The organism is Microbacterium sp. 3J1, from assembly GCF_001049495.1.
Classification (GTDB): Bacteria; Actinomycetota; Actinomycetes; order Actinomycetales; family Microbacteriaceae; genus Microbacterium.
In genome coordinates, this window is record NZ_CDWI01000005.1 from 15142 (window position 1) to 39914 (window position 24773).

General features: G+C 71.1%; 26 protein-coding genes. 12 read left to right on the forward strand and 14 right to left on the reverse strand.

Annotated features, from left to right (window positions below; all coding sequences use genetic code 11):
• Positions 1–19: 19 nt before the first annotated feature.
• The 6 genes from BN2660_RS03090 to BN2660_RS03115 all read right to left on the reverse strand — a co-directional run bounded on the left by BN2660_RS03090 (position 20) and on the right by BN2660_RS03115 (position 6775).
• Positions 20–1435, reverse strand: a complete 1416-nt coding sequence (locus tag BN2660_RS03090; RefSeq protein WP_255305003.1) for a M20/M25/M40 family metallo-hydrolase — start codon at positions 1433–1435, stop codon at positions 20–22.
• Positions 1436–1482: 47 nt separating this feature from the next.
• Positions 1483–2052, reverse strand: coding sequence for a hypothetical protein (locus tag BN2660_RS03095; RefSeq protein ID WP_091227168.1), 570 nt, complete (start codon positions 2050–2052; stop codon positions 1483–1485).
• A gap of 3 nt (positions 2053–2055) precedes the next feature.
• Positions 2056–3204, reverse strand: coding sequence for a zinc-dependent alcohol dehydrogenase (locus BN2660_RS03100; RefSeq protein WP_091227170.1), 1149 nt, complete (start codon positions 3202–3204; stop codon positions 2056–2058).
• Between the two features lie 56 nt (positions 3205–3260).
• Positions 3261–4142, reverse strand: coding sequence for a manganese catalase (locus BN2660_RS03105; protein WP_091227172.1), 882 nt, complete (start codon positions 4140–4142; stop codon positions 3261–3263).
• Between the two features lie 96 nt (positions 4143–4238).
• Complete coding sequence (locus BN2660_RS03110) at positions 4239–5267, reverse strand: SDR family NAD(P)-dependent oxidoreductase (protein WP_091227174.1); 1029 nt, start codon at positions 5265–5267, stop codon at positions 4239–4241.
• A gap of 62 nt (positions 5268–5329) precedes the next feature.
• Entirely contained in the window at positions 5330–6775 is a 1446-nt protein-coding gene (locus BN2660_RS03115) for a phytoene desaturase family protein (protein WP_091227177.1), read from the reverse strand.
• Between the two features lie 180 nt (positions 6776–6955).
• Between BN2660_RS03115 and BN2660_RS03120 the strand changes: the two genes are divergently transcribed.
• Genes BN2660_RS03120 through BN2660_RS03130 form a run of 3 tightly spaced genes read left to right on the forward strand, consistent with a single transcriptional unit; the run spans position 6956 to position 7923 of the window.
• A complete protein-coding gene (locus BN2660_RS03120; protein ID WP_091227179.1) occupies positions 6956–7159 on the forward strand; it encodes a hypothetical protein in 204 nt (67 codons plus the stop codon).
• Between the two features lie 16 nt (positions 7160–7175).
• Entirely contained in the window at positions 7176–7556 is a 381-nt protein-coding gene (locus tag BN2660_RS03125) for a hypothetical protein (RefSeq protein ID WP_091227181.1), read from the forward strand.
• 22 nt (positions 7557–7578) lie between these two features.
• Positions 7579–7923: a DUF7882 family protein gene (locus BN2660_RS03130; RefSeq protein ID WP_091227184.1), complete on the forward strand. Its 345-nt coding sequence runs from the start codon at positions 7579–7581 to the stop codon at positions 7921–7923.
• 59 nt (positions 7924–7982) lie between these two features.
• Here BN2660_RS03130 and BN2660_RS03135 read toward each other — a convergent pair whose 3' ends face one another.
• A complete protein-coding gene (locus BN2660_RS03135; protein WP_091227187.1) occupies positions 7983–8669 on the reverse strand; it encodes a hypothetical protein in 687 nt (228 codons plus the stop codon).
• Between the two features lie 181 nt (positions 8670–8850).
• Between BN2660_RS03135 and BN2660_RS03140 the strand changes: the two genes are divergently transcribed.
• Together BN2660_RS03140 and BN2660_RS03145 are read left to right on the forward strand one after the other, a co-directional pair.
• The gene (locus BN2660_RS03140; RefSeq protein ID WP_091227189.1) at positions 8851–9579 is read left to right on the forward strand and encodes a histidine phosphatase family protein; all 729 of its coding nucleotides are present in this window, start codon (positions 8851–8853) and stop codon (positions 9577–9579) included.
• Positions 9563–10429, forward strand: coding sequence for an ADP-dependent NAD(P)H-hydrate dehydratase (locus BN2660_RS03145; protein WP_091227191.1), 867 nt, complete (start codon positions 9563–9565; stop codon positions 10427–10429). The genes BN2660_RS03140 and BN2660_RS03145 overlap by 17 nt, the downstream gene beginning before the upstream one ends.
• 54 nt (positions 10430–10483) lie before the next feature.
• On the opposite strand, the gene BN2660_RS03150 is transcribed toward BN2660_RS03145, so the two are convergent.
• The gene (locus BN2660_RS03150; RefSeq protein WP_091227193.1) at positions 10484–10852 is read right to left on the reverse strand and encodes a hypothetical protein; all 369 of its coding nucleotides are present in this window, start codon (positions 10850–10852) and stop codon (positions 10484–10486) included.
• Between the two features lie 93 nt (positions 10853–10945).
• On the opposite strand from BN2660_RS03150, the gene BN2660_RS03155 reads away from it, so the two are divergent.
• A complete protein-coding gene (locus BN2660_RS03155; protein ID WP_091227196.1) occupies positions 10946–12595 on the forward strand; it encodes a RecQ family ATP-dependent DNA helicase in 1650 nt (549 codons plus the stop codon).
• Positions 12596–12599: 4 nt separating this feature from the next.
• On the opposite strand, the gene BN2660_RS03160 is transcribed toward BN2660_RS03155, so the two are convergent.
• Genes BN2660_RS03160 through BN2660_RS03170 form a run of 3 tightly spaced genes read right to left on the reverse strand, consistent with a single transcriptional unit; the run spans position 12600 to position 15813 of the window.
• The gene (locus BN2660_RS03160; protein WP_091227314.1) at positions 12600–13916 is read right to left on the reverse strand and encodes a glycosyltransferase family 2 protein; all 1317 of its coding nucleotides are present in this window, start codon (positions 13914–13916) and stop codon (positions 12600–12602) included.
• Positions 13913–14887 (reverse strand): glycosyltransferase family protein, encoded by a 975-nt coding sequence (locus tag BN2660_RS03165; RefSeq protein ID WP_091227199.1) that lies wholly within the window; start codon positions 14885–14887, stop codon positions 13913–13915. Before BN2660_RS03165 ends, BN2660_RS03160 begins: the two co-directional genes overlap by 4 nt.
• A complete protein-coding gene (locus tag BN2660_RS03170; protein ID WP_255305004.1) occupies positions 14884–15813 on the reverse strand; it encodes a WcbI family polysaccharide biosynthesis putative acetyltransferase in 930 nt (309 codons plus the stop codon). Before BN2660_RS03170 ends, BN2660_RS03165 begins: the two co-directional genes overlap by 4 nt.
• 191 nt (positions 15814–16004) lie before the next feature.
• On the opposite strand from BN2660_RS03170, the gene BN2660_RS16535 reads away from it, so the two are divergent.
• From BN2660_RS16535 to BN2660_RS03190, 4 genes are read left to right on the forward strand one after another with little or no spacing between them, the layout of a single operon-like run.
• Positions 16005–16991: a glycosyltransferase gene (locus BN2660_RS16535; RefSeq protein ID WP_176697063.1), complete on the forward strand. Its 987-nt coding sequence runs from the start codon at positions 16005–16007 to the stop codon at positions 16989–16991.
• Positions 16988–18163: a glycosyltransferase gene (locus tag BN2660_RS03180; RefSeq protein WP_091227205.1), complete on the forward strand. Its 1176-nt coding sequence runs from the start codon at positions 16988–16990 to the stop codon at positions 18161–18163. The genes BN2660_RS16535 and BN2660_RS03180 overlap by 4 nt, the downstream gene beginning before the upstream one ends.
• A complete protein-coding gene (locus BN2660_RS03185; RefSeq protein ID WP_091227207.1) occupies positions 18160–19170 on the forward strand; it encodes a hypothetical protein in 1011 nt (336 codons plus the stop codon). Before BN2660_RS03180 ends, BN2660_RS03185 begins: the two co-directional genes overlap by 4 nt.
• On the forward strand, positions 19167–20003 hold the full coding sequence (locus tag BN2660_RS03190; protein WP_091227210.1) for a galactosyltransferase-related protein: 837 nt from the start codon (positions 19167–19169) through the stop codon (positions 20001–20003). The genes BN2660_RS03185 and BN2660_RS03190 overlap by 4 nt, the downstream gene beginning before the upstream one ends.
• A 52-nt stretch (positions 20004–20055) precedes the next feature.
• Here the strand turns inward: BN2660_RS03190 and BN2660_RS03195 are convergent, their stop codons facing one another.
• A complete protein-coding gene (locus BN2660_RS03195; protein WP_091227212.1) occupies positions 20056–20727 on the reverse strand; it encodes a GAP family protein in 672 nt (223 codons plus the stop codon).
• Positions 20728–20893: 166 nt separating this feature from the next.
• Here BN2660_RS03195 and BN2660_RS03200 point away from each other — a divergent pair, with 166 nt between their 5' ends.
• Positions 20894–22285: a DUF1254 domain-containing protein gene (locus tag BN2660_RS03200; RefSeq protein WP_091227215.1), complete on the forward strand. Its 1392-nt coding sequence runs from the start codon at positions 20894–20896 to the stop codon at positions 22283–22285.
• A 456-nt stretch (positions 22286–22741) separates the two neighbouring features.
• On the opposite strand, the gene BN2660_RS16540 is transcribed toward BN2660_RS03200, so the two are convergent.
• Both BN2660_RS16540 and BN2660_RS16545 read right to left on the reverse strand, forming a co-directional pair.
• Entirely contained in the window at positions 22742–23374 is a 633-nt protein-coding gene (locus BN2660_RS16540; protein ID WP_255305005.1) for an NAD(P)-dependent oxidoreductase, read from the reverse strand.
• A complete protein-coding gene (locus BN2660_RS16545; protein ID WP_176697065.1) occupies positions 23371–23874 on the reverse strand; it encodes a MarR family winged helix-turn-helix transcriptional regulator in 504 nt (167 codons plus the stop codon). Before BN2660_RS16545 ends, BN2660_RS16540 begins: the two co-directional genes overlap by 4 nt.
• Positions 23875–23891: 17 nt before the next feature.
• Between BN2660_RS16545 and BN2660_RS03210 the strand changes: the two genes are divergently transcribed.
• Positions 23892–24770 (forward strand): NmrA family NAD(P)-binding protein, encoded by an 879-nt coding sequence (locus BN2660_RS03210; protein WP_176697066.1) that lies wholly within the window; start codon positions 23892–23894, stop codon positions 24768–24770.
• Positions 24771–24773 lie beyond the last annotated feature (3 nt).

Genomic DNA, 24773 nt, shown 5'->3' on the forward strand with positions numbered 1-24773 from the left:
TCGCCGTCGTGGTATCGCCTCAGTCCTGGCGCCCTCCGCGGAGCGCAGAACCGAGTTCCTCCCACAGATGGGCGATCGTCGCCGCTCCGCGGTGCAGCATGGTGAGGGAGACGCTCTCGTCGCTCGCGTGCCAGTGGTCCTCGGGGAGCCCGGTGCCGATGAGGATGACCGGCGCCCCGAGCGTCTGACCGAGGTAATCCGCCGGCCCGCCGCCCGCATTCCCCATGCGCCCCGCCAGCGGGACTCCGTAGCCCCGTTCGAGCGCGCGCTCGAGAGCATCCGCAGCCGGTCCCGCAGGGGTTGTATAGGGCTGCTGCGCGATGATCTCGTCGACCTCGAGCGTGTAGTCCACGTGCTCGGGGATCACGCTCGCGACGAACTCGCGCAGCTGATCGGCGACGGTGTGCACGCTCTGGCCGGGCACGATGCGGAAGCTGAACGACGCCTCGGCCGTCTCGGGGATCACCGAGCGCTCCATTCCGAGCGGATCCCCGGCGAGCAGCGAGATGATCTCGACCGACGGTCGCGCCCACAGCCGCTCGACGAGGGTGTACCCCTCCTCCCCGTCGACGGCGCTGGTCTCGACCCGCTCCATCCATTCGTCCTCGTCCGTCGGCAGGCGCGCGAAGTCGGCGCGGCGCTCGGCCGTGAGCTCTTCGACGTCGTCATAGAAACGCGGAAGACGGATGCGCCCGTGGTCGTCGTGCAGAGAGCTGACGACGTCGGCGACGACGTGGGCCGGGTTCACCGTCACCCCCGAGGCCACGCCGCTGTGGACATCGCGCGAGGGGCCGGTGACGGTGAGGGATGCAGTGACGACGCCCCGCATGCTCGTCACCGGAGCCGGTGCATCCTCCCGCCATTGCACGGTGTCGGAGAAGACGATGAGGTCGCAGGCGAAGCGCTCCGGGTCTGACTCGATGAGCTCGCGGAGGTTCGGCGACCCGATCTCCTCCTCCCCCTCGACGAGGAACCTCAGGTTCACGGCGGGCGTGCCGTCGGCGCGTGACGCGAGGTGCGCCCGCAGTCCCGCGAGATGGGCGAGGACCTGCCCTTTCGCATCGGACGCGCCTCGTCCGTACAGCCGGCCGTCGCGCTCGACCGCCGTGAACGGCTCGGTCTCGCGCCACTGCTCGGGCTTCGCGTCGCGCACATCGTGGTGGCTGTAGATGAGGACCGTCGGCGCATCGGCGTCGGCCCGCAGCTCGCCGTACACGGCCGCGGCATCGCCCGTCGGAAGGATCTCGGTCGTCAGCCCGATGTCCCTCATCTCACCCGCGAGCCAGTGCGCGGAGCGCAGGACGTCGTCGGAGCGATCCGGGTCGGCGGCGACCGATGGGATCGCGACCCAGGCCGCGAGGCGTTCAACGAGAGCAGGAAGGTGGCCGTCGAGGAAGGATGCGACGGTGTCCCCTCCGCCGCCCTCCGGAGGCACGGACGGGCCTGTCGCGGTCGACGTGGGACGCGCTCGTCCGATGATCCTCACCGAGCGCGCCGGACGACGCGGCGGAACACGGATGCCGTCAGCAGAACGGCCGCGACCCATGGGCCCGCGACGATGATCGGATCCATCCAGGTATGCCGGACGTCGAGCCTGCCGCGACCGAACCGCGAACGCAGCGGATGGTGGGCGGCCTCGGCGAGGACGCCGGTCTGCGTGATCGGATTGTCGGGCTGCCGAGTCGCGAACGACCGGAGGTGGGCGCCCACCGACTCCACCCGGTCACCCAGCACGAGGAGGAGCCAGCGTGTGTTCTTGGTCTCGCTGAGGTGGTCGTACGCGAACCGGCGGATCGCGCCGGATACGCCGTGCAACGGCTGGGCCGTGCCGAAGACAGGGGGCAGCATCGCGTGCTCGATCGATCGCTCCCGGTCCTCCCCGCCCGGCTGCCGTTCGGGGAACGTCCAGTGGGCGCCGGTGTCGCCGATGTCGTCCCGCTGCTGCCACGTGCGGCGGTGCTCGGGCGCGGCATCGGATCCCCAGCCCGGGATGCGGGCCCGGAGCTCGTCGGCCGTGGGGGCGAGCAGGGGCTTCGTGGCTTCGTACGGCATGGCTCAGTCCTCTTCCATGGTGATCACGGGCTTGATGCAGTCGTCGAGCTTCGCGGAGAACACGTGGTAGGCCTCGGCGATGTGCTCGAGCGGGAAGCGGTGGGTCAGCAGCTCGCTCGGACGCACGTGGCCCGCCTGGATGTGCTCGAGCAGCCGCGGCCACTGCCGGGCGACCGGCGCCTGGTTCGCACGGAGCGTCAGACCCTTGTTGACGACGTCCCCGAGCCGCACGGCGGAGACGAGGGGGCCGTACGCGCCGATGAGCGAGACGGTCCCGCCCTTGCGCACCGAGTCGATCGCCCAGTTCGCCGCCACCGGCGATCCGCCCTGCAGCTTCAGCTTCGCCCCGGTGACGTGCTGCATGACGCTGCCGTCGGCCTCGGCGCCCACGGCGTCGATCACGACGTCGGCACCCAGATGCCCGGTCGCGCGCTTCATCGCCAGCACGGGGTCGCCCACCTCGCCGAGGTGCATCGTCTCGGCGAACGCGAACTCCCGCGCCTTCTCGAGGCGGTAGTCCAGCTGGTCGACGACGATCACCCGGCCGGCGCCGAGGAACCACGCCGAGCGGGCGGCCGCGAGGCCGACCGGGCCCGCGCCGAAGACAGCCACCGTGTCGCCCTCGGCGATGTCGCCGAGCTGCGCACCGAAGTATCCCGTCGAGAAGGCATCCGTCAGCATCAGCGCGTCCTCCGAGGCGAGCCACTCGGGGACGACCTTCGGGCCGACGTCGGCGAACGGCACCCGGACGAACTCCGCCTGCCCGCCGTCGTACCCGCCGGTGGTGTGCGAGTACCCGTAGATCCCGCCGACCGCCGTCGCGTTGGGGTTCACGTTGTGGCAGTTCGAGAACAGCCCCCGCGAGCAGAAGTAGCACGACCCGCAGTAGATGTTGAAGGGCACCATGACCCGATCGCCGACCGAGAGGTTCTGCACCGACGGCCCTACCTCGTGCACGATGCCCACGATCTCGTGGCCGAACGTGTGGCCGATCCGCGTGTCGGCCATCATGCCGTGGAACAGGTGCAGATCGGAGCCGCAGATGGCCGCATGGGTCACTCGGACGATCGCATCGTTGGGGTGCTCGATGCGGGGCTCGGGCTTCTCGGTCACCTGAACCTTGTACGGCCCTCGGTACGTCATCGCACGCATGGGGGTTTCCTCTCGGTCGTTCGGTCGGTCATCAGTCGTTCAGGAGCGGTCGCGGCCTACTTGTCGCTGAGCTTGTCCTTGATCACGCCCTCGGCCTTGTCGATGAGGTTCGGCTTCGCGTCCGTGCCGTAGAACCGGGGGTCGGGCTGCGTGGGCGGCGGCATCGGGACCGTGGTCTCGGGCCCATCGAGATACGTGAACTCGCCCTTGCCGTCGGGCGTCGGACCGGAGGCCCACGATCCTTCCGCCGCCGCGGCACCGTCGGAGAAGTTGATGTACTGGTAGCTCACGTCACGCGCCTCCTTCGAGAGCGGGAAGTTCATCGGCACCGGGATGTCCTCGACGCCCTCGGCACGCAACTCCTCTGCGGCACGGATCCACTGGTTCTGGTGCATCGTGTCGCGGGCGAGGAGGAACGAGAGGAGGTCGCGCACCCCGTGGTCGTCGGTCATGTTGTAGATGCGCGCGACCTGGATCCGCCCCTGCATCTCGGCGTTCGCGTTCGCGGTGAAGTCGGCGAGCAGGTTGCCGCTGGCCGTCACGTACGAGCCCTGCCATGGGTTGCCGTTGCTGTCGACCGGTCGCACACCGGCTCCCGCGACGATCGCGGCCTGCACGTCCATGCCGCCGATCACGGCACCGAGGACGGGGTCGGATGCCGCTGCGGCCTCGGACTGCTCGACGGGTGCCTTCTCGAGGAGCTGGGCGATCATGATCGCGAGCATCTCGACGTGGCCGAATTCCTCGGCCCCGATGCCGTACAGGAGGTCACGGTACTTGCCGGGCAGGTGGGAGTTCCAGGCCTGGAATCCGTATTGCATGGCGACGGTGATCTCGCCGTACTGCCCGCCGAGCACCTCCTGCATCCGCCGGGCCATGATCGCGTCGGGCTTGGCGGGACTCGCCGTGAACTGCATCTCCTGCTTGTGGAAGAACATCGGTCGCTCCTTCGTCGAGACGCCGTCCGGGGTGGCGGCGAGCGGCCACCGTACGTCGGGGGGTGGGTCCGAGAATGGGGGTTGTCGCTTCGCCGCTCATGCGCGTAATCTGCTCGCCGCTCCGCCGGCACTCCGTCCTGTAGCCATGGCAGCGAGTCCGACGGCGGCTGCCGCGGTCGCGACGAGCAGGACGCGAAGACGGCCCGACCGCCAGCCGCCCACAACCGCGCCCGCTGCAGCAGGCGCCTCGAACACCGTTCCGAGCGACGTCCCGGGATCGCGGCCATGGAGTTCGACATGCTCCATGAGCCACGACGCGATGGCGTCGAACATCCGTGGAGAGAAGTCGTGGATCGGCAGCACCGCGGTCTGCATCCGGCCCACGAAGGCGTTGTGCCGACGCCGGCGCGGGGCGCGCTCGATGGCGCGAGCCACCCGCTTCGGCGACACGGCGGGCGGCAGCGGTCTGATCTGGCGTCCGGTGAAGTTCGCCGCGTGGCGGAAGATCGGCGTGTCGATGGTCGCCGGGAGCACGACCCTGAGGCGGATGCCGCTGCCTCGGAGCTCCTGCCGGAGGCACTCGGCGAATCCGAGCAGCGCGAACTTGCTCGTGACGTACGGCGAGATCGCCGGCGAGCCCATCCGCGAGTACAGGGAGCCGACGAGGATCAGCGAGCCCCCGCCCTGTCGTCGGAGATGCGGGAGCACAGCCCTCGCACCGTGCACCTGCCCCATCAGCGTCGTCTCGACGACCTGCCGGAAGACGTCCGAGGGGAGCGTCTCGAACTCCCCGTAAGCGAAGACACTGGCGTTGCCCACCCACACGTCGATGCGACCGAACTCCGCGACCGCGGCGGCCGCGAGCGCCTGCACCGCGGCCTCGTCGGTGACGTCGGTCGGCACCACGAGTGCCTCGCCTCCGGCGTCGCGGCACTCCGCGGCCACCGTGTCGAGTGCCGACCGGCTGCGCGAGGCGAGCACGAGCCGGGCTCCTCGCCGGGCGTATCGACGCGCCGTCTCGCGTCCGATGCCGCTCGACGCCCCGGTGATGACCACGACGGGCGAACGGTCTCTGCGGGCGGAGCTCTTCTTCGGAGCGGAGTCCTGTCGTCGGGCTGAGCGCATGCGGCGACGCTAGAGGACGACGACGGAGCCTCCGGCCCCCTTGACAGATCGGCCGGTCGGCCTCAGTGCGGTGAGAGCTCGGGGGCCGCGCCGATGCCGAACTCGCGACGCAGTGCGGTGAGCGCCGCGAACCAGCCGGGCAGACCGGTGACCCCCGGGCCGGGTGCGGTCGATGCGGACGCGAGGTACACACCGGGGATGGGCGTGCGCCACGGTTCGGCGCTGAAGGTCGGGCGGGCGAACAGCTGCCACAGATCGGGGGCGCCCGCGGCGATGTCGCCTCCGGGGTAGTTCGGGTTGTGGCGCTCGACCTCCACCGCGCTGCGCGAGCTGGTCGCGATGATCGTGTCGCGGAATCCGGGAGCGAACCGCTCGATCTGCCCGATCACCGCCTCCTGACGGTCGACCGGGCTGCCCGCGGGCACGTGCGTGTAGGTCCACAGGGTCTGCTTGCCGGCCGGCGCCCTGCTCGAGTCGAAGACCGACGGCTGCGAGACCAGCACGTACGGTCGTTCGGGGAGCCGCCCCCGGTTCACCGCGTTCTCGGCAGCCGCGACCTCCTCCCGCGTGCCCCCGACGTGCACGGTTCCGGCTCTCGCGAGCTCCGGATGCCGCCAGGGCACCGGTCCGTCGAGGGCGAAGTCGACCTTGGCGACGCCGCCGCCGTACCGGAAGCGCTGCAGCGCCCGGCGGTAGCCGTGCGGGAGCCGGTCGCCGGCGAGCCCGAGGAACGCCTTCGGAGTCACGTCGAGCAGGGTGACGGCGGCGTCGGGCAGGTCGGCGAGCGAGGTGACGTCGTGGTCGAGCACCAGCTCGCCGCCGTGCGCGCGCAGGTCGTCGAGCAGCGCGGTGATGATCGACTGGCTGCCGCCGACCGGGATGGGCCACCCCTGAGCGTGGGCGTAGGTGGTGAGCGCGAGACCCGCTCCCGCGCCGGCGATGCTCGGCTGCGCGAGGATCGTGTGCGCCGCGACCCCGGTGAGCAGAGCCGGGGCGACGTCCTCCCGGAAGCGGGCGTTCCACACCGGCGTCCCCTGTTCGAGGGCACGAATACCGAAGGCGATGGGGGCGTGCAGGTGGTCGGGGATCCGCAGCAGCGGCGATCCGGTGAAGCCGGCGACATCCTGCGCGCGCTCGACGAGCGGCCGCAGCAGGCGTTCGTAGGCGGCGCCGTCGACGCCGAGCTGGTCGCGCGTGCGGCTGAGATCCCGATAGGCGATGCCGGCGCGCCCGCCGTCGAGCGGCTGCGCGAACGAGATCTCGGGGGTGATGAACGGGATGCGGTCGCGGAGCCCGAACTCGCGGAAGAACCGCGACTCGAACGCCATCGGATGCACGGCCGAGCAGACGTCGTGGTGGAACCCGGGAAGTGTCAGCTCGCGGGTCGCCGCTCCCCCGCCCGGCTGATCGGCGCGTTCGTACACGCGCACCCGCAGCCCCGCGCGTGCGAGCGTCACCGCTCCGGCGAGACCGTTCGGACCGGCACCGACGACGACCGCTGTATCCATGAACCGATCATCTCCTGCATCCGGGCGTCGTGGGAACGGGTTGACGCCTCGCAGAGCCCTCGCTAGCCGGCCCGAGCGGTCGCCGGAGCGACTCACCTCACCGGGCGCGGATTCGACCACAGGATGCCTCGGATCTCAACCCCCTGTGCGTGCGGCGGGCAGTGGGCGGAGCCTGGGGGCATGAGCCACCCCGACGACATCAGACAACCCCTCGACCACCTGCCTCCGCTCGAGGAGCGCGACAAGGCGATCGAGATCGAAGAGCCCAGCTATCCCACCTCCGAGTCGCCGACCGGACCCGCGCACGCGTCGCCGGAGACCGCGGCCGAGCCGGACAAGCCGAACCGCCACGGCGTCGACAAGCTCCCGCCCACGTCGCGCTGACTCCGAGGAAAGACTCATGCAGATCATCGTGTATGCCGGTGACACGTACCTGACGGGTGATGAGATCGCCGACGCCCTGCTGGCCTACAGTCGCGCCCTGGGAGACGACGACCGGGCCGAGGTCGTCGAGATCCCGGTGCAGGAGGACGACGGAGAGATCACGACGGCGAAGTTCCTCATCGGTCCCGCCAGTCAGATCGTCGCGAAGGCGACGAGCACGGACGGGCCCGAGCTCGAGGACCCCGACCTGGTCGAGCGTCTGCTCCGACTGGCGCGCAGCGTCGAGAGTCCCGGCGGAGAGACGTCGGAGATGACGCGAGAGGACTTCTCCGACGTCGGACCCGACTACGAGACCGGCCACCATGACGGAGAGGGCTTCGATGAGCGCTCTCGGTGACGGAACAGGACGGGTGTGACGCATGGGCAAGTTCATCTATGAGGGCGTCACGAAGGTCGATGTGGAGGATCGCGCCCTCCACCACCTGCAGCTGGTGATCACGGCGAAGCTGCGACGCGGCGAGCCCTTCGCCTTCAGCTGGAAGGACGATCGCAGCACGGGTGACGGCAAGACGACGGTGTGGCTGCACCCGCAGAGCGTCATCGTGTTCAAGTACTTCGGGAGCCGCCTGCCGGCCGTCAATCCGGCATGGGTCGACGCCCTCGCCTACACCGCGAACAACGCGACGGGCCTGTACCTCGTGCATGAGCCGGTCGGCAGCGCGACCACCGGCAACATCGACATGGGGCTGGCTCCCGCCACCTGACACCCCGCTTGCGAACGGGCCCGAGCCGCCAGACCCGGGCCCGTTCGCTGTTCCGTGGGTCAGCGTCCGAGACCGACGCGGTCGACCTTGCGGTGGAAGCGCATGCCGGCGAGACCGCCGAGGATGGCGCCGATCAGCGTCACCACGGCGGCGCCGACGGCCGTGAGGATGCCGGTGGTCGTCGCCGTCTCGGGCGTGACCGGGATGCGCGGGAAGCCCTGCAGGTTGCCGAGGATGTCCCACTGGGCTCCGGCGATCGCGCTGACGACGGCGACGACGATCGCCGCGACGATGGCCCAGATCCACACGGCGATGCCCTGCTTGGCACCGCTGAACCGGGCCATCCGCCCGGCCACGTAGCCGCCGGCGAAGTACGACACGAGGAGCACGACGCCGATCACGATGATCGCGACGATGCCGAGCGGCCCCATGGCGGAATCCGCCGCCTCTTCGGGTGTCGTGCCGCTGTTCGCACCCATCGCCGCACCGATCGCGGTGACGAGGGCGGTGAGAAGGACCGTCGTGCCCATGGCGGTGAGCCATCCGAAGAACGCGGATCCGAACTTGAAGCCGCCGAACTCGGCCTTCTCGCGGCGGTGCACATCGTCATGCAGCGAACGGGTGTCGTCGCGGAGGGCGGGGGCGCCGTCGTCCGCGGTCGTGGGGCGGGTGGAGGGGACGTCGTGCACGGTCGCGCCCTGCTCACGGGCGGGACGCGGGTCTGGGGTGCTGTCGTTTGTGCTCATGCCGCCGAAGGTAGGCCGAACGGATCGCTGCGCGAGGGTGGTTGCCCTTCTGCGCCGTTGGGCGTAACCTGCCCCGCCGCGTCCGTCGGCGGCGGGTACTCCTCCTGGGTCACGGGGTCAACCCCGCGACGCACCTGCGGGGCGTGTGGAATCCTCGGAGTTCGTCGGAGGGAAGGCTCACATGGTGGCGTTGGAGGAGCTGTGGCTGGTGCGTCACGGCGAGAGCGTGGGAAACATCGCGGCCACGGCGGCGGAGGTGGCGGGCGACGAGGCCATCGCGCTCGACACCCGCGACGCCGACGTGCCGCTCTCGGAGACCGGCGTCGAGCAGGCGAGGGCCCTGGGCGCCCCGCTGCTCGCCGCGGAGGATCCCCCGCAGATCGCCTGGCTCTCCCCGTACGTGCGCGCACAGCAGACCTTCGCGATGGGGGTCGAGAACGGCCCGGCCATCTCCCGCGTGCTCACCGACGAGAGGCTGCGCGACCGGGAGCTCGGCATCCTCGACCTCCTGACCCGACAGGGCGTGGCCGCGCGGCATCCGGAGGAGGCGGCCCGCCGTGCCCACCTCGGCAAGTACTACCACCGCCCGCCCGGCGGCGAGTCCTGGGCCGACGTGTCGCTGCGCCTCAGGTCGTTCCTCCACGATGCAGCCGCGACCGACGCCCGCGTGGGGCTCGTCGTGGCGCACGATGCCGTCGTCATGCTGCTGGTCGCCGTGCTGACCGGCATGGACGAACCGAGCCTGCTGAAGTTCGCGGGCGCGAACACCGTCCTCAACGCATCCGTCACCCGCCTGCGCTTCGACGGCGAGAGGTGGCAGCTCGTCGTCTTCTCCGACGTGCGGCACCTCGAGACGCTCGGCGCCGAGGTCACCGCCCACCCCGGGAGCCCCGATGTCCACCCGCAGTGAGCCCACCGAGGTCACGCCGGAGCTGCTGCGCGGCTGGGGACTGCCCGACCCCGGCGAATCGAAGAAGTCCCGCGGCACGGCGATGGTCATCGGCGGGTCGAGCCTGTCGACCGGCGCGGTCGTCCTGGCCGGCGAGGCCGCCCTGCGCGTCGGAGCGGGCAAGGTCGGTGTCACCACCGACGCGCTCCTCACCGACGTGGTCCGCATCGCGTTCCCCGAGGCGGGCGTGCACGAGGCGCCTCGCGCCGGAGAACCTGCGGATGCCGCGTGGGCAGCCTCCTGCGACGGCGCGGACGCCGTCCTCCTGGGGCCGGGACTCGACGACGCCGAGCATGCGCGGGAGTGGCTCCTGCGGCTGGCCAACCGGGATATCCGCTGTCTGGTCCTCGACGCGTTCGCCGTCGGCGTCCTCCGCGACGTGCCCCGCGACGAGCTGCCGCGATCGCTGATCGTCAATGCCAACCTCGACGAGGTGGGGATCCTCCTCGGCAGGCCGGTCGACGATCTCATCGCAGACCTGCCGGGGCTGTCGCGCGACCTCGACGCGATCGTCCACTGCTACTCCGCCGTGGCCGCGCCGTCGGGCGAGGTGTGGGAGCTGAGCGGAGGTGGCGCCGGCCTCGGGACCGCCGGTTCCGGAGACGTGCTCGCCGGTGCCATCACCGGCTTCGCCGCTCGCGGGCTCGAGCCCGCGCGCGCTGCGGTGTGGGGCGCCTGGTGCCACTCCCGCGCCGGCGACCGCCTCACCGGGCGCATGGGACTCGGGTTCCTCGCCAGGGAGCTCGCACGGGAACTGCCCGCCGCCGTCCTCGATGTCGACGCGGACCTCGAGGACGACAGCCGGGACTGACGGGGCGGCCGCGGGCGGCATCCGCTCCCCCGACGACGGATGCCGCGGGCGCCCTCAGCCGCAGAACGCCGAGAGGGAGTCGTGCAGCTGGTCGATCGCCTCGATCGTCTCCGGTGCCTGAAGGTCGCTCATGCCGCCGATCTGCTCCGCGGTCGACGAGACGAGGTCGCCGAGCGGTCCGTCGACCTGTGAGCCGAGGCCGTCGAGCGTGGCGACGAGCTCGTCGCGCGCGGCGTCGACCTGCTCCGCCGAGGCGCCGCCCTGGTCGAGCAGCGTCTGATACTGCCCGTACGCGTCGTCGATCGCCGTGCACGTGGCCTGCACGTCGACGCCCAGCGCGTCGCCCGCCGCCTGCGTCACCTGGGCGCAGCCCGCGAGGAGACCGACGGCGAGCAGGAGGGGGAGGATGACGAGGCGGCGCATGCACCGACCGTATCCCGCACACCTGAGGGGTCACAGGATGCGGACTTGTCAACCCGCGCACACCGGCGGGATCGCGGCGATACGGTCGCAGATATGAGCTCCACCCGCACGGTTCCCGCGTCTGTCGACACCATCGCGCGAGAGGGCTTCGGGTGGGATTCGCTCCTGCCCGGGCAGCGAGAGGCGATCGAGTCCGCGACGGCAGGGCGCGACACGCTGCTCGTGCTCGCGACCGGGGGCGGCAAGTCCGCCGTCTACCAGATCGCCGGCGCGCGCCGAGGCGGGATCGTGCTGGTCGTGTCGCCGCTCGTGGCGCTGCAGGCCGATCAGATCGCGTCCATCGCCGCGGCGCCCGCCGCTCCGCCGGCGGTCGCGCTCAACTCGGCGATCTCGGCGGCGGAGACGGCGCGCGCCTGGGAGCTCATCGATGAGGGCGGGCCGGTGTACGTGCTGCTCGCGCCCGAGCAGCTGGGTCACGCCGACACCGTGGCCCGTCTCGCAGCCGCCGGGGTCACGCTCCTCGTGGTCGACGAGGCGCACTGCGTGTCGTCGTGGGGACACGACTTCCGCCCCGACTACCTCCGGCTCGCCGACGTCCGTCGCGAGCTGGGTGGTCCGCCGGTCCTGGCGATGACCGCCACCGCCTCCGAACCGGTCCGCGCGGAGATCATCGACAAGCTCTCGATGACCGACGTCGACGTGCAGGTGCACGGCGTCGACCGCCCGGAGATCCGCCTCGTCGTCGATCGTCACGAGAGCGAAGCCCACAAGAGGGCAGCCGTCATCGAGGAGGCCCGCACGTGGACGGCACCCGGCCTCGTCTACGTCGCCACCCGCAAGGAGACCGAGTCCTACGCCGAGGAGATCGCCACGGGAGGGCGCCGGGTCGCCGCGTATCACGCGGGCATGAAGGCCGCCGATCGCCGGAGCATCCAGGACCGCTGGCGTGACGGCGAGCTCGACATCGTCGTCGCCACGTCAGCGTTCGGCATGGGGATCGATCGCGCCGATGTGCGGTTCGTGCTGCACGCGACCGTCACCGAATCGCTCGACGCGTACTACCAGGAGATCGGTCGAGCCGGTCGCGACGGCGAACCCGCGACGACCGCGCTCCACTACCACGCCAAGGATCTCGGCCTTCGGCGCTTCTTCACCCGGCGCTCCGTCCGCCCGGCCGACATCCGCGCGCTCTGGACGGCGATCCGGAAGAGGCCCGGCCGCCGCACCGTCGAGCTCGCACAGGCCCTCGACATGCCGCAGCGCACGGTCACGCGTCTCGTCAACGACCTGGTCGACGCGGGGCTCGTCGACACGGCCGACGGCGTGCGCGTGGTGCAGAAGGTCTCGGCGCAGGCGGCGGCGCGAGCCGTGCGGGAGACGCTGGACGCTCGCGAGCGGGTGGCGGACTCGCGGCTCGCGATGATGCGCTCCTACGCCGAGACCTCGCAGTGCCGACGCAGGGTCCTGCTCGACTACTTCGGCGTCGAGGGCGCGCGGTGGTGCGAGAACTGCGATCGCTGCGAGCAGCGCGACGCGGCGGCCGCGGCAGCGAGGGATGCCGGCATCGACGACGCTCCGCTCGCGGTGGATCAGCGCGTCGAGCACGGCGAGTGGGGGGCCGGCACGGTCACGGGCGTGGAACCCGACCGGGCGACCATCTACTTCGAGTCGGAGGGGTACAAGGTCGTGTCCTTCGCCGCGCTCGACACCGGCGTCCTCCGCCTCGGCGACGCCCTCGTCTGAGCGCTCAGCGGTACGACCGGACCCCGCCCCATCCGCCCACCCACGCCTCGATCCGAGGGTCCGCGCGGAGCGGGTGGATGCCGTCGGCGACGAGGCACCGGGTCTCGAACGCGTCCGGCACCCCCCACCGCGCCGAGCGACGTGCGGCGCGTCGGGATCGCAGGCTGCCGAGCGATGTGCCGTCCTCGTCGACGAGCTCGACGGTTCCCACGTCGCCCGTTCCGAGGCGCGCGACGACGTCGCCGATCCAGGTGGCGTCGAGGACGACGACCGGGCTGTCGAGATCCCAGGTCACCCGGGCGTCGGGCGCGTCCTCGGCGGTGACGACGCGTGGGTCGGCCACGGGCAGCCGCCCTCCCTCGCCGGTGGCCTCGACCTCGTCGACGACGAGACGGGCACGGGGGAAGGCCGCGAACAGGGAGTCGGCCGCGACGAACAGCGCCGCCGGGGTGTGCGCGCCGCGCAGCCGCATGACGAGATCGACCGAGTCCGCCCACAGAGCCCGCGGGGCGGAACCGGGTACGGGGATCGCCGTGAGCAGGCGCAGGGTCTGGGCGTTCGCCCGATCGAGTCCCGAGCCGTCCCGCTCCGCCCATTCGGGGCCGTCGTGCCACGCCACGGCCGTCGGCACGTGTGCGAGGACCGCACCGGCCTGCCACATGCGATGCGCCCACTCCCAGTCCTCGCCCCCGTACGACGTGAAGGACTCGTCGAATCCGCCCACCTCGTCGAACAGCGTCCGCGAGCAGGCGATGACCGCGCCGATCACGAACCGGTACGACCGGTCGTCGGCGTCGCGCAGATCGCGGCTCCGCCCGTACTCCTCGGCGAGCCAGGCCGGTTCGGCCAGCTCGCGCCCCGCCGCCGCCTCGATCACCGGCACGTCTGCGGCGATGCCCGAGAAGTCGGCATGGCGACGCCGCCCGACGGTGACGGCCTCGGGCAGGAGCGCGGGCAGCCGGGTGAGAGCGCGCACGTACCCGGGCTCGGGGACCGTGTCGGCGTCGAGGAAGCACAGGACGTCTCCGCTGCTCGCGCGCACCCCCAGATTGCGGACCGCGGCGAGCCGGAAGCCCTGATCCTCCTGGCGCACGAGGACCACGCCGTCGGGCACCGCCACCGGGCCGGGCGACCCGTCGTCGGCGACGACGATCTCGAGCAGGTGGGGCGGGTAGTCCTGCGCCGCGAGAGCGTGCAGGGTCCGTTCGAGTTCCTCGGGCTGGTCGTACTGGGCCACGATGACCGACACCCGGGGAAGAGGATCGGGGCGGATGCCGTCGAGCGCGTCCCACCGGTTGCCGACGACCCATCGTCGCGTCACGAGCGCACCTGCTCCCACCACCGCACGTACGAGTCAGCCGCGTCGATCCACGACAGCGGCAATCGCGTCAGCCCGTGCCAGGTCGTCTCAGGATCCTCGGCGGCCCGGCGCACCGCCGCTGCGAGGTCGGCCTCGTCGACGGGTGTGAGGGTTCCGGGCCGCAGCTCCGCCATCTCGTCGATGTACCGGTTCCGCATCGCCACCGGCCGGCGCCCCCACCCGATCCAGGACGCGAGGGAACCGGATGCGGAGACGTGTCGATGCGCGATCACGGGCACTTCCACGGCACGACCGCGGCGAGCGATCTCGTCGTCGTCGAGCCAGCCGGTGACCTCCACGGCGACGCCGACGGCATCGGCCCGCCGGACGAAGGCCTCGAGGTCGGCGGCGTGTCCGTCGGACGCGCGACCGAGCACCGTCAGACGCGTCATCCCCGCGGCGGAGGCGGCCGCGGCCGCCTCGTCGTGCCCCTTGCCGGGGTAGAAGAACCCGAGGACGCCGACCGATCCGTCGGAGAGAGCGCGATCCGTGTCGACGTGCAGGTCGACGGGGAGCGGGATCCTGGCGGCCGGACCCGACCACACCTCCGCCTCCCGGAGCAGCGCGCGCTCGTGGTCGCTGTTGACCACGACGCCGGTGGCCGCCTCAGCCACGGTCGCGTACGCCGTCCGTCGGCGGGGCAGGTTCCGCTCGCCGTCGGACTCCTGCGGCATGTCGTGCAGGGTGACGCTCACGCGCAGGCGCGCGGCCAGTTCGGCGAACACGCGCGACGCCTCCTCCGGAGAGCCGCCCCACAGGCGATCGGTGAAGTGCGCATGCACCGCGGTGCCGTCGGGCAGACCCGCCAGATCCGCCGGAGCGACGGTGCGGAGGCGAGGGTGCTGCGCGCTGGCTGCGGAGGCGAGGTCACGCGCGTAGACCGCCACCCCGTGATCGCCGGGATGCACGAGCAGCAGCGGCGCCGTCGTCACGCGGCACGCCAGACGGTCAGCAGGGGCGCGAGGCGCTCCACGGCGGCGGCGACGAACTCGGGGTGCGCCGCGTACCACGCCAGATGAGCGGCCCGTACCTCGGCGTCGTCGATCTCGCTGCCGTTCACGATCCAGTGCGCGCGCGGGGCGTCGGCGAGCGACCACGCCTCCACGACCTCGGGCGTCAGCGGTGCGCGCACCGCATCGAGAAGCGGGCGACCGGGATCCGTCACTCCCCCTGAGGCGCCCAGCGCCTCGAGCACGCGTGCGCCCAGCGGCAGCCAGATCGCATTGCCGGGGTGGTTGACGGTGCGCGCGTGGTCGGCCGTGACCACGTCGAAGAGGTCGGAGACCGGCACGTCCGCCGTCGCTTCGCGTGTGCGCAGGACGTCGACCGTCGTGCGACCGACCGCACGGACGTCCTCCGGCCACAGCGCGGAGGCGACCGCGAGCCCGGCGGCGGCCGCGAGGGTGCGGACGTCGTGGTAGGCCACGATCGGCGGATCCTCGTCGACGCCCGGAACCCGGATGGCGGCCTGGAAGGGGTGCAGCCCGCCGAATCGCACCGGCGGCACGGTCAGCACGCGGGCGCTCGTGGCGGCGGCCACCTGACGCGAGCCGAGCGGCAGGTCGCGGTAGTCATCGCGGATGGGCTGCGTCACCACCCAGTGCGCCGACGCGACCACGTCATGCAGACGCTCGGCATCCTCGGCCGTCATCTCGTGCACCGGCGGCACGCGCACGAAACGGCGTTCCGGGGAATCCATCACGATCCGCAGGGATTCGGCCTGGCAGTTGCCGAGGACCACCCCGAAGCTCTCGGGAAGCGGTTCGAGACCGTAGAACTCGGAGTAGTGCGCCCGACGCGCTAGCATCGGCGACCCCGCGGGCGCAACGGTGGTGCGCTTCTCGGGAGTATGGTTCATCCTACGAAGGTATACCGCCGATCCCCCGGCTTCGCCTCCGCTCCGTCACGGCCCCCGCCGCTGCGATCCGTGACCTGAGAGCGCTCAGTCCTGCAAGGAATACTCACATCGGAACCCAGACCGTCCCCCTCCGCGTCGCATCGATCCCCGCCGCCCACCCCTACGTCCACGGGATCACCGATCCGCATCTGGTGACAGTCCTTCCCGATCCGCCGGTGCCCGGCGCGCCCGCCGGACAGTGGTGGCCGCCGGTGGCGATGACAGCCGACTGGATCGCCGCCCACGCCGAGGACTTCGACGTGCTGCATGTGCATTTCGGGCTCGAGTCCTTCTCTCCCGAGCAGCTGGCGGATGCTCTGGCCGCCGCCCGGCGACACGGTCGACCGGTGGTGTACTCGGTGCACGACATCGACAACCCGCAGCTCGTGGACCAGACGGCGTACCACGCGCTGCTCGACGTGATCGTCCCGGCGGCAGACCGGCTCATCACGCTGACGCCCACGGCGGCCGCGGAGATCGAGCGCCGGTGGCACCGAGAGAGCGTCGTCCTCGCGCACCCCACCCTGATCGATGACACCCTCCGCGTGCAGCGCCCCGACGACGACGTCATCCGCGTCGGCATGCATCTGCGCGATCTGCGTCCGAACATCGACGCCGAGCGCGCGGTGCACGCGGCGGCCCACGCCGCCGCTCTGCTCACCGACGAGGGTCGCGAGGTGGCGGTCGAGGTGCTGCTGAACGAGCGGGTCCGTGACGACGAGGCGGCCGGCCAGGTGATCGCGGCCGCCGACCACCCGGCGGTGCAGGTGCGGCGCATCCCTCGCCTCAGCGATGCCGAGATCGAGGAGTGGCTCGGCGAGTTGGATCTCTTCGTCCTCCCCTACCGCCACGGCACCCATTCCGGTTGGGTGGAGCTCTGCTACGACCTGGGAGTGCGGGTCGCGGGAACCGACGTGGGTCACATCCGCTCGCAGCATCCGGAGGACTTCGCGGTCGTGGACCTGGACGACCCGATGACGCTCGCGGAAGCGATGAGGCTGACGGCGGATGCCGGGGGCACGACGTCGCACGCGGCACTGGTCGCCGAGCGTCGCCGTGAACGACGGGCCGAGCGAGAGGCCGTACGTGCTGCGCACGCCGAGCTCTACGCCTCCGCCGTCGCGGAGGTGTCCGCATGATCGCGGTTCCGCGTCTGCGCGTGCTGGTCGTCGCTCCTGAGCGGCACGCCCTCCGCCAGCCGCACGCCGGGGGCCTCGAGGCCGTGGTCTGGAACCGGGTGCGCTGGCTGCGGCATCGCGGTCACGACGTCGAGCTCTGCGCCGCGGGGGGCTCCGACTTCCTCGGTGCGACCAGCGACTTCCATCTGCCGAGTCCTCGCTGGCACCGCAGCCGCGATGTCTCGGACACGGATTACCCCGAGGGCCACCGTCGGCGCATGGCGGAGGCCTTCGCGCGGGTGCAGGACCGTCTCGAGGATCCGACGAACCGGGTCGACGTGGTCGACAACCACAGCCTCCACGGTGCGCCCATCCTGTGGAGCCGCGATCCCGGCATCCCGGTCGTGACGACGCTGCACACCCCGCCGCTCGCCGACATGGTGATCGCCTCGAACGCCCTCCCCGGGTCGGCGCCGCACCGCTTCCTCGCCGTGAGCCAGTACACCGCGCGCGCCTGGTCGGCAGAGGGCGTCGACGCGTTCGTCTTCCCGAACGGGGTCGACCCCGAACAGTGGGGGCTGGGCCAGGGCGGTGGAGACTGGGTCTGGTTCGGCCGGATCGTCCCCGAGAAGGCCCCGCATCTCGCCACCCTGGCCGCACGCCGGGCGGGCGCACGCCTGAAGCTCGCCGGGCGCATCGGCGATGCCGACTACTTCGCACGCGAGGTCGAGCCGCTGCTCGGGCACGGTGTCGAGTACGTCGGCGCACTGCGACAGCCCGCGCTCTGCGACCTCGTCGGCTCGTCTTCCGTGGCGCTCGTGACGCCGGTGTGGTCCGAGCCGTTCGGACTCGTGATGGCCGAGGCGCTGATGACGGGAACCCCCGTCGCCGCGTTCGATTCAGGCGGCGCGAGCGAGGTGCTCGCCGGGCTGCCGGGTACTGCGGTCGTTCCGGCGGCCGACGTCGACGCGCTCGCCGACGCGGCGACCGCCCTCTCCCGGCTCTCGGAGGTCGGATCCGCGCGCGAGCGCGTGCGCGACGCTGCTGCCGCCCGTCACTCGCTGGCGCGACGGCATCGCGAGATCGAGCGCGTGCTCGCCGTCGCCGCCCATGGCGCGCCCGTGGCTCCCGAGTTCGCGCCCGACATCGCACCCGACTTCGTGTCCGATGCCGACGAGGCGGTCCGCGCATGATCGGGTGGTACGTGCACCATCACGGCTGGGGGCATGTGACCCGGATGCAGGCGATCCTGCCGCACATCGCCGACGAGGTGACGGTCTTCTCGAGCATGCCGCGACCGGAGACCCTCGATCGCGGCACGACGTGGATCCGGCTGCCCTTCGATGCCGATCCGGTCGTCGGTCCCGACGGCGCGCTCCACGACGCTCGGGATCTCGGCGACGTCACCGCCCGCGGATCCCTTCACTGGGCGCCGATCGGGCATCCGGGGCATCAGGAGCGTCTCGCGATCATCGCGCAGTGGATCGCCCGCACTCCCGTGTCGGCCTTCGTGGTCGACGTCAGCGTCGAGGTCACCGCTCTCGTGCGGCTGCTCGGGGTGCCGACGGTCGTGTTCGCACAGCCCGGTGAGCGCACCGACGCCCCGCACCGGCTCGGCTACGATCTGGCCGACCGCATCGTCGCACCGTGGGCGGAGGGCACGGTCGAGTCCGCCGCGCTCGCCGCACGGAGCGATCGGGTGCGTATGGTGGGCGGCATCTCCCGGCACGACGGTCGCGCGCGCTCGACGCGTGACGGCGGCGAGCGCCGCGTCCTCTTCCTCGGTCGCACGCTCGACGCCGCCAGCCTCGCCGAGACCGTCGCCCTGCTGACCGCAGAGGGCTGGGCCATCGAGACGGCGGGGACGCGGGACGACGATCGGGTCGACGACGTCTGGCCGCTGCTGGGTCGCGCCGACGTGGTCGTGAGCGCGGCGGGTCAGAACGGGGTGGCGGATCTCGCCGCGGCCGGAGCGCGCGCGGTGATCGTCGCCCAGGAGCGTCCGTTCGGCGAGCAGGAGGCCACGCGTCGCGTGCTGGACGCGCGCGGATTCGCGCAGACCGCCTCACCCGGTGCGTCACCCGCAGAGGTGGCGGAGCTCGTCCGCCGGGCTGCCGCGACGACACCGGACTGGGACGGATGGAACGTGACGGGCGCCGCAGCGAGGGCCGCCGCCGTGATCGCGGAGGTGTCGGCATGACCACCCGCGTGGCCGTCATCACCCCCGCCTCCGAGAACCGTCTCGCCCACCTGCACCGTCAGCGCAGGTTCCTTCGCGATGCCGGCGGGCCGGAGATCGAGGTCCTGCGAATCGAGGCATGGCTCGATGACGCACCCCCGCCCGCTTTCGACGGCGCCGTGCACGTCCACGTGCCCCCGGGCCGTGACGGACTGCGCGTCGGAGCAGCACGCAACGCCGCCGCCGAGGTCGCACTCGCACGCCACGCCGACCTCCTCGTCTTCCTCGATGTCGACTGCCTCCCCGGCCCCGGGCTCCTCGAGCGGTACGTCGATGCCGCCCGCTCGCATCCCGACGGTCTGCTGTGCGGTCCGGTGACCTACCTCCGCAGCGTGCAGCGCCCGTCGTCGCCGGATGACCTCGGCTCCCTCACACGTCCGCATGCGGCGCGACCGAACCCCGCCGCCGACGCCGTCGACACGGCCGATCCGGCCGACGTCGACCTGTTCTGGTCGCTGTCGTTCGCCGTGACGCCGCAGACGTGGACGCGACTCGGCGGCTTCGACGAGCGGTACGAGGGCTACGGCGCCGAGGACACCGACCTCAGCCGCCGCGCACGATCGCTCGGCATCCCCCTGCACTGGGTCGGCGGCGCGCACGCCTATCACCAGTGGCATCCGGCGGGCACCCCTCCCTGGCGTCACCTCGACGACATCCTCCGCAACGGCTCGCTCTTCGCCGAGCGGTGGGGCGAATGGCCCATGGGCGGATGGATCGAGGAGTTCGTGCGGGCCGGTGCGGTCGAGGCTCACGACGGCGGATTCCGCCGTACGAGCGCGACCGCCGGCGCCTGACATCCCGGCGCGGTGGCGGGTGTGCCACACCCAGGGGTGACGGCGGTCGCTCTCAGAAGCTGCCGATGCCCTTGCCGATGAGCACGACGCCGATGACGAGGAGCAGCACGGCCATGACGGTGGAGTTGTTGTGGACGAGCCACTGGCGCAGCACCTCGAGCGGCGTCGCCATCTTCGCGGCGGCCACGAGGTAGGCGATGACCGGCACGGCGACGGTCGACACCGCGATGACCGTGAACACGGTGATCGCCACCGCCGACTCGCTGGCGGTGACGCCGCTCGACCCGATGGCGACGCCCGCGGCGACCCCCATCAGCAGGTTCTTCGGGTTGAGACCCGAGAGGAGGAATCCGAGGACGAGCGCGCGGACGGAGGTCATCGTGTCGATCGCCGCCATCCACTTCGGCAAGGGCGGTTCCACGTCACCCTGAGGTCGGGAGCGCCATTGGCGTACGGCCATCACCAGCAGGAGAGCACCCAGGACGATCTTGATCGTCCCCGCGATCGGCTTCGACTCGTCGGCATCCGCATCCGGCAGCACCGACGACAGCAGAGTGAACACCACGACGGCGACGACGATGCCGAGCAGCCACCCGACGAGGAACCCGAGGCTGGTTCCCTTCGCCTGGGGAGACAGCAGCATGAGGATCGCCGCGATGATCGGGATCGGGCTGATCGCGATCCCCAACGCGAGGGGAAGAATGTCGCCGATGACTGCACCCATCGATTCCTGCTTTCCTGTGTCGGTGTGGTCACTGTCTCACAGAGCCGGGCGGCCGCACCAGAGGGCTCGAGGCAGGGCCCGATCACTAGCCGGGCACGGGCGCTGTCCTCTAGCCTGCGAGCAGAGGTTCACCAGCATTCTGATCGACACTCAACGGAAGCCACTCATGACGAAAGACCTCCCCGGCCGCCTCGGATCGCTGGAACTCGCCGGGGATCTTCCCGCGCGTCACGCGATTCCGACCATCTTCGATGAGCTCGACTATCAGCTCGCCTGCCAGGCCTACCTGTGGGCTCTGCCGCTGGTGTCGTACGCGCAGTGGAAGACGCAGCACTACAGCGTGTTCGGTGCCACAAGCAGCGATCTCGTCCGCTACGTCAGCTACCGCGACCGGCTGGGCCTCATCACCGCCAATGCGACGACCCCCTACATCCTCAACTTCTTCGACCTCTCGGAGACCGGTCCGCTCGTCATCGAGCTCCCCGCCGGCCCCACCGCCGGCGGCGTCTCGGACTTCTGGCAGCGCGAAGTCGGCGCCATGGGCGAGATGGGCCCCGACCGTGGCGAGGGTGGCAAGTATCTCGTCCTCGCTCCCGGCGTGGACGCCCCCGACGGGCTCGAGTCCGACTACCGCACCCTGCGGTCCTCCGGGGTGAACATCATGTTCGGGTTCCGCACTCTCGATCCCGACCCCGCCGAGGCCGACGCGCTCGTGCGCGGGGTGCGCATCCATCCCTACAGCCAGCGGGAGAACCCGACCCCCACCCGCATCGTCTCCCCCGACGGCCGCCCCTGGACGGGCGACCAGCCTCGCGGACTCGAGTACTGGAAGCTGCTGCACGACATCTATCAGAGCGAGGTCGTCGATGAGCGCGACCGCTTCTACCTGGCGATGCTCAAGCAGCTCGGCATCGAGAAGGGCAAGGCGTTCGAACCCTCCGAGCGCCTCGTGCGCATTCTCGCGCAGGGCGCTGCCGCCGGTGAGCTCATGGCGCAGGCGAACACGTTCGCGAAGCGGTTCGAACAGGGCACCTACTGGCCGGATCGGGCGTGGGAGCAGGCCATCGTGCTCGACAACTCCGCGCAGCGCGGCGACGGCTACGACGAGCTCCTCGAGCGCGCATCCTGGTTCTATGAGGCGGTGAGCTTCTCCGAGGCCATGAAGAGCCGGACTCCCGGTGTCGGCCAGGCGTATCTCGGCTCGTACACCGATGGAGCGGGCGAGTGGCTCGACGGAGGCCGTGCCTACACGCTGCACGTCCCGGCCGACGTGCCGGCGAAGCTGTTCTGGTCGGCGACGGTGTACGACGTCACCACCCGGTGCCTCATCGACAACGCCCAGCAGCGCGGCGATCGGGGCTCCCGTGACCACGAGCTCGTGACCAACGACGACGGCTCCGTCGACCTCTACTTCGGCCCCGACGCACCATCGACAGGGGAATCGAACTGGGTGCAGACGATCCCCGGAAAGCACTGGTTCTCCTACTTCCGCCTCTACGGCCCCCTGGAGTCGTACTTCGATCGCAGCTGGAAGCTGGGAGACATCACCCCGTCGTGATGGGCCGGGAGAGACTCTAGACCTTTGTCTAGTTGTACCTAACCTAACGTCCAGGAACGCGAGATCCGTATGTGACTTGTGGATAGTCACAGCGGGGTGGATTTTCGCCGCTTCGATTCATCAGAATAGAGACATCTCCCAGAGTCGGGCGAGCACGACATGGCACCGCCGCTTCTGGGGAGAGGCATCGCGAGAGTGGGGATCCTCCGCGAGTCCGTGCACGTCCTCTCGGCCCTCCCCCCGGTGCCGCGAGAGATCGCGAGTCCCCCTCACCGGCACCCGAAGCCGGCGAGGGGGAGCACTCGCTCCCGCGAGTCCCGCGAGTCCCGTTTCACGCGCACACCGTCGGGCGGAGTCCTCCCCGTCCGGCGGAAGAATCCTCAGCATCCATCCGCCCGACAGGTGGTTCTCCGCCGGACGGGGTGCCGGACTGGGGTCCCGCCGACGGCGGGCACGTCACGCGTCCGTCGCGTCGCTGACGAACGGCGCGGCTCGGACGAACGAGCGCTCCACGGTCTCGGAGACGAGCAGCTGCGCGAGACTCGCCCGGCTCAGCGTCGCACGACGACCCGGAGTGTGCGCGTCGACGGTCACGCGACCGGCCGGCGCGTTCACGAGCCGGGGCACACGCAGCAGCGTCCACTGTGCCGTGCTCGCCTTCCAGGTGTCGTACTCCGCGCGCCGATCTGCCGCGAGCTGCCCGCCGAACGTGTTCATCACCCAGGAGATCGCGGCGTCGCGCGGGCCCTTCCGGTCACCCGGGATGGTGAGGCCTGCGACACCCACGCCGACGAAGCGGGAGACGCCGGACTCCCCCATCACCGTCGACAGCGCCGTCGCCGTCTGGCTCATCAGCCCCGGATCGCGACCGGCGGGCCCGAGCGCGGATATCACCGCGTCCACGCCGTCGACCACCTGACGGAGCGCCGCGATGTCTCGGGTATCCCCCGTCACGACCGGCATCCGCCCGGGGGCCTCGAGGCGATCGGGCTTTCGGACCAGCACGCGCACGTCATGGCCCCCGGCGTGGAGCGTGTCGATCACGAGCCGTCCAGTGCGGCCCGTCGCGCCCAGCACCGCGATCCTCACGACGACGACCTCCCCGACCGAGCGAGAGCGCCGCCCGGCGGCGCCGTCGGGTCGGGAGGCGTGTCGGCCACCGTCCGAGCGAACCTGCTCAGGAGGCGGGAGAACTCGGCGACCTCCTCGCTCGACCACCCCTCGACGATGGTGCGGAGGTACGAGTACCGGAACTCCACGGACCGCTCCAGCAGTTCCCGGCCCCGCGGAGAGAGAGCCAGTTCCGATCGGCGCACATCGTCGTCGGCCGGCTGCTTGGAGACGAACCCTCCCGCGACGGCCTTGTCGACGATCCTGCTCGCCGTCGTCTGGGCCACGCTCAGGTGCTCCGCCACCTGTCGGATCGACGGCCCGACACCGAGACGGCTGACCGCGTCGACGACGAGAACGGTGGACAGGTCGACCACCGGCGGGGCCCCCGCCGCGGGCCGTCCGGACGTGACCGGGGCCCAGAGTTTCCGCATCTGGATGAGGGCCTCGTCGATGCGCTGTTCCGCGGAGGAGTTCATAGATGTATCGTACAGATATGACCGACGAACCGGACCGTAAGGCTGTCTTCGTCACGGGGGCGACGGGCATCGTCGGGTCGGCCGTGGTGAGGCATCTGCTCACGGCCGGAGACGCCGTGATCGCCGCCGTCCGCACCCCGGAGGATACGACTCGCGTCGACCGCGCCGCGACAACCCGAGCCTTCGACTTCGGCGCGCCGGTCGCGGACCACAAGAAGGCGCTGGCCGGATGCGGTCGCCTGTTCCTGATGCGTCCGCCGCCGATCTCGGATGTGCGCCGCTATCTGTTCCCCGTCATCGACGCCGCCCTCGAGGTCGGCGTGAAGCAGATCGTCTTCCTCTCCCTGCAGGGAGTGCAGCACAACACCTCCACCCCGCACCACGCGGTCGAGGAGTACCTGCGCCGCGTCAACGCCCCCTATACGTTCCTGCGCCCGAACTTCTTCATGCAGAACCTCTCGACCACCCACCGGAGGGAGATACGCGACGAGTCGGAGATCTTCGTCCCCGCGGGACGCTCATTCACGGCGTTCATCGATGCGGATGACATCGGCCGGGTCGCCGCCGCCGTCTTCCGCGGCGCGGGGCACCTCCGTCAGGCGTACACGCTCAACGGAGAGCAGTCGTTGAGCTACGCCAAGGTCGCTCGCATCCTCAGCGATGTCCTCGGTCGTCCGATCCGCTACGCCCGGCCATCGGAGAAGGAGTATCTGGAGCGCATCGCCCGCGCCGGTGCCAGCGACGACTACGTGCAGGTGCAGCGCATGATCTACCGGATCGTTCGTTGGAACATCTCCGCCTTCCCCAACCGGAAGATCCGTACGCTCACCGGGCGCCCCGCGACGACGTTCCGCGAGTTCGCCGAGCGGGAGAAGGCGGCCTGGATTCCCGAGTAGGCG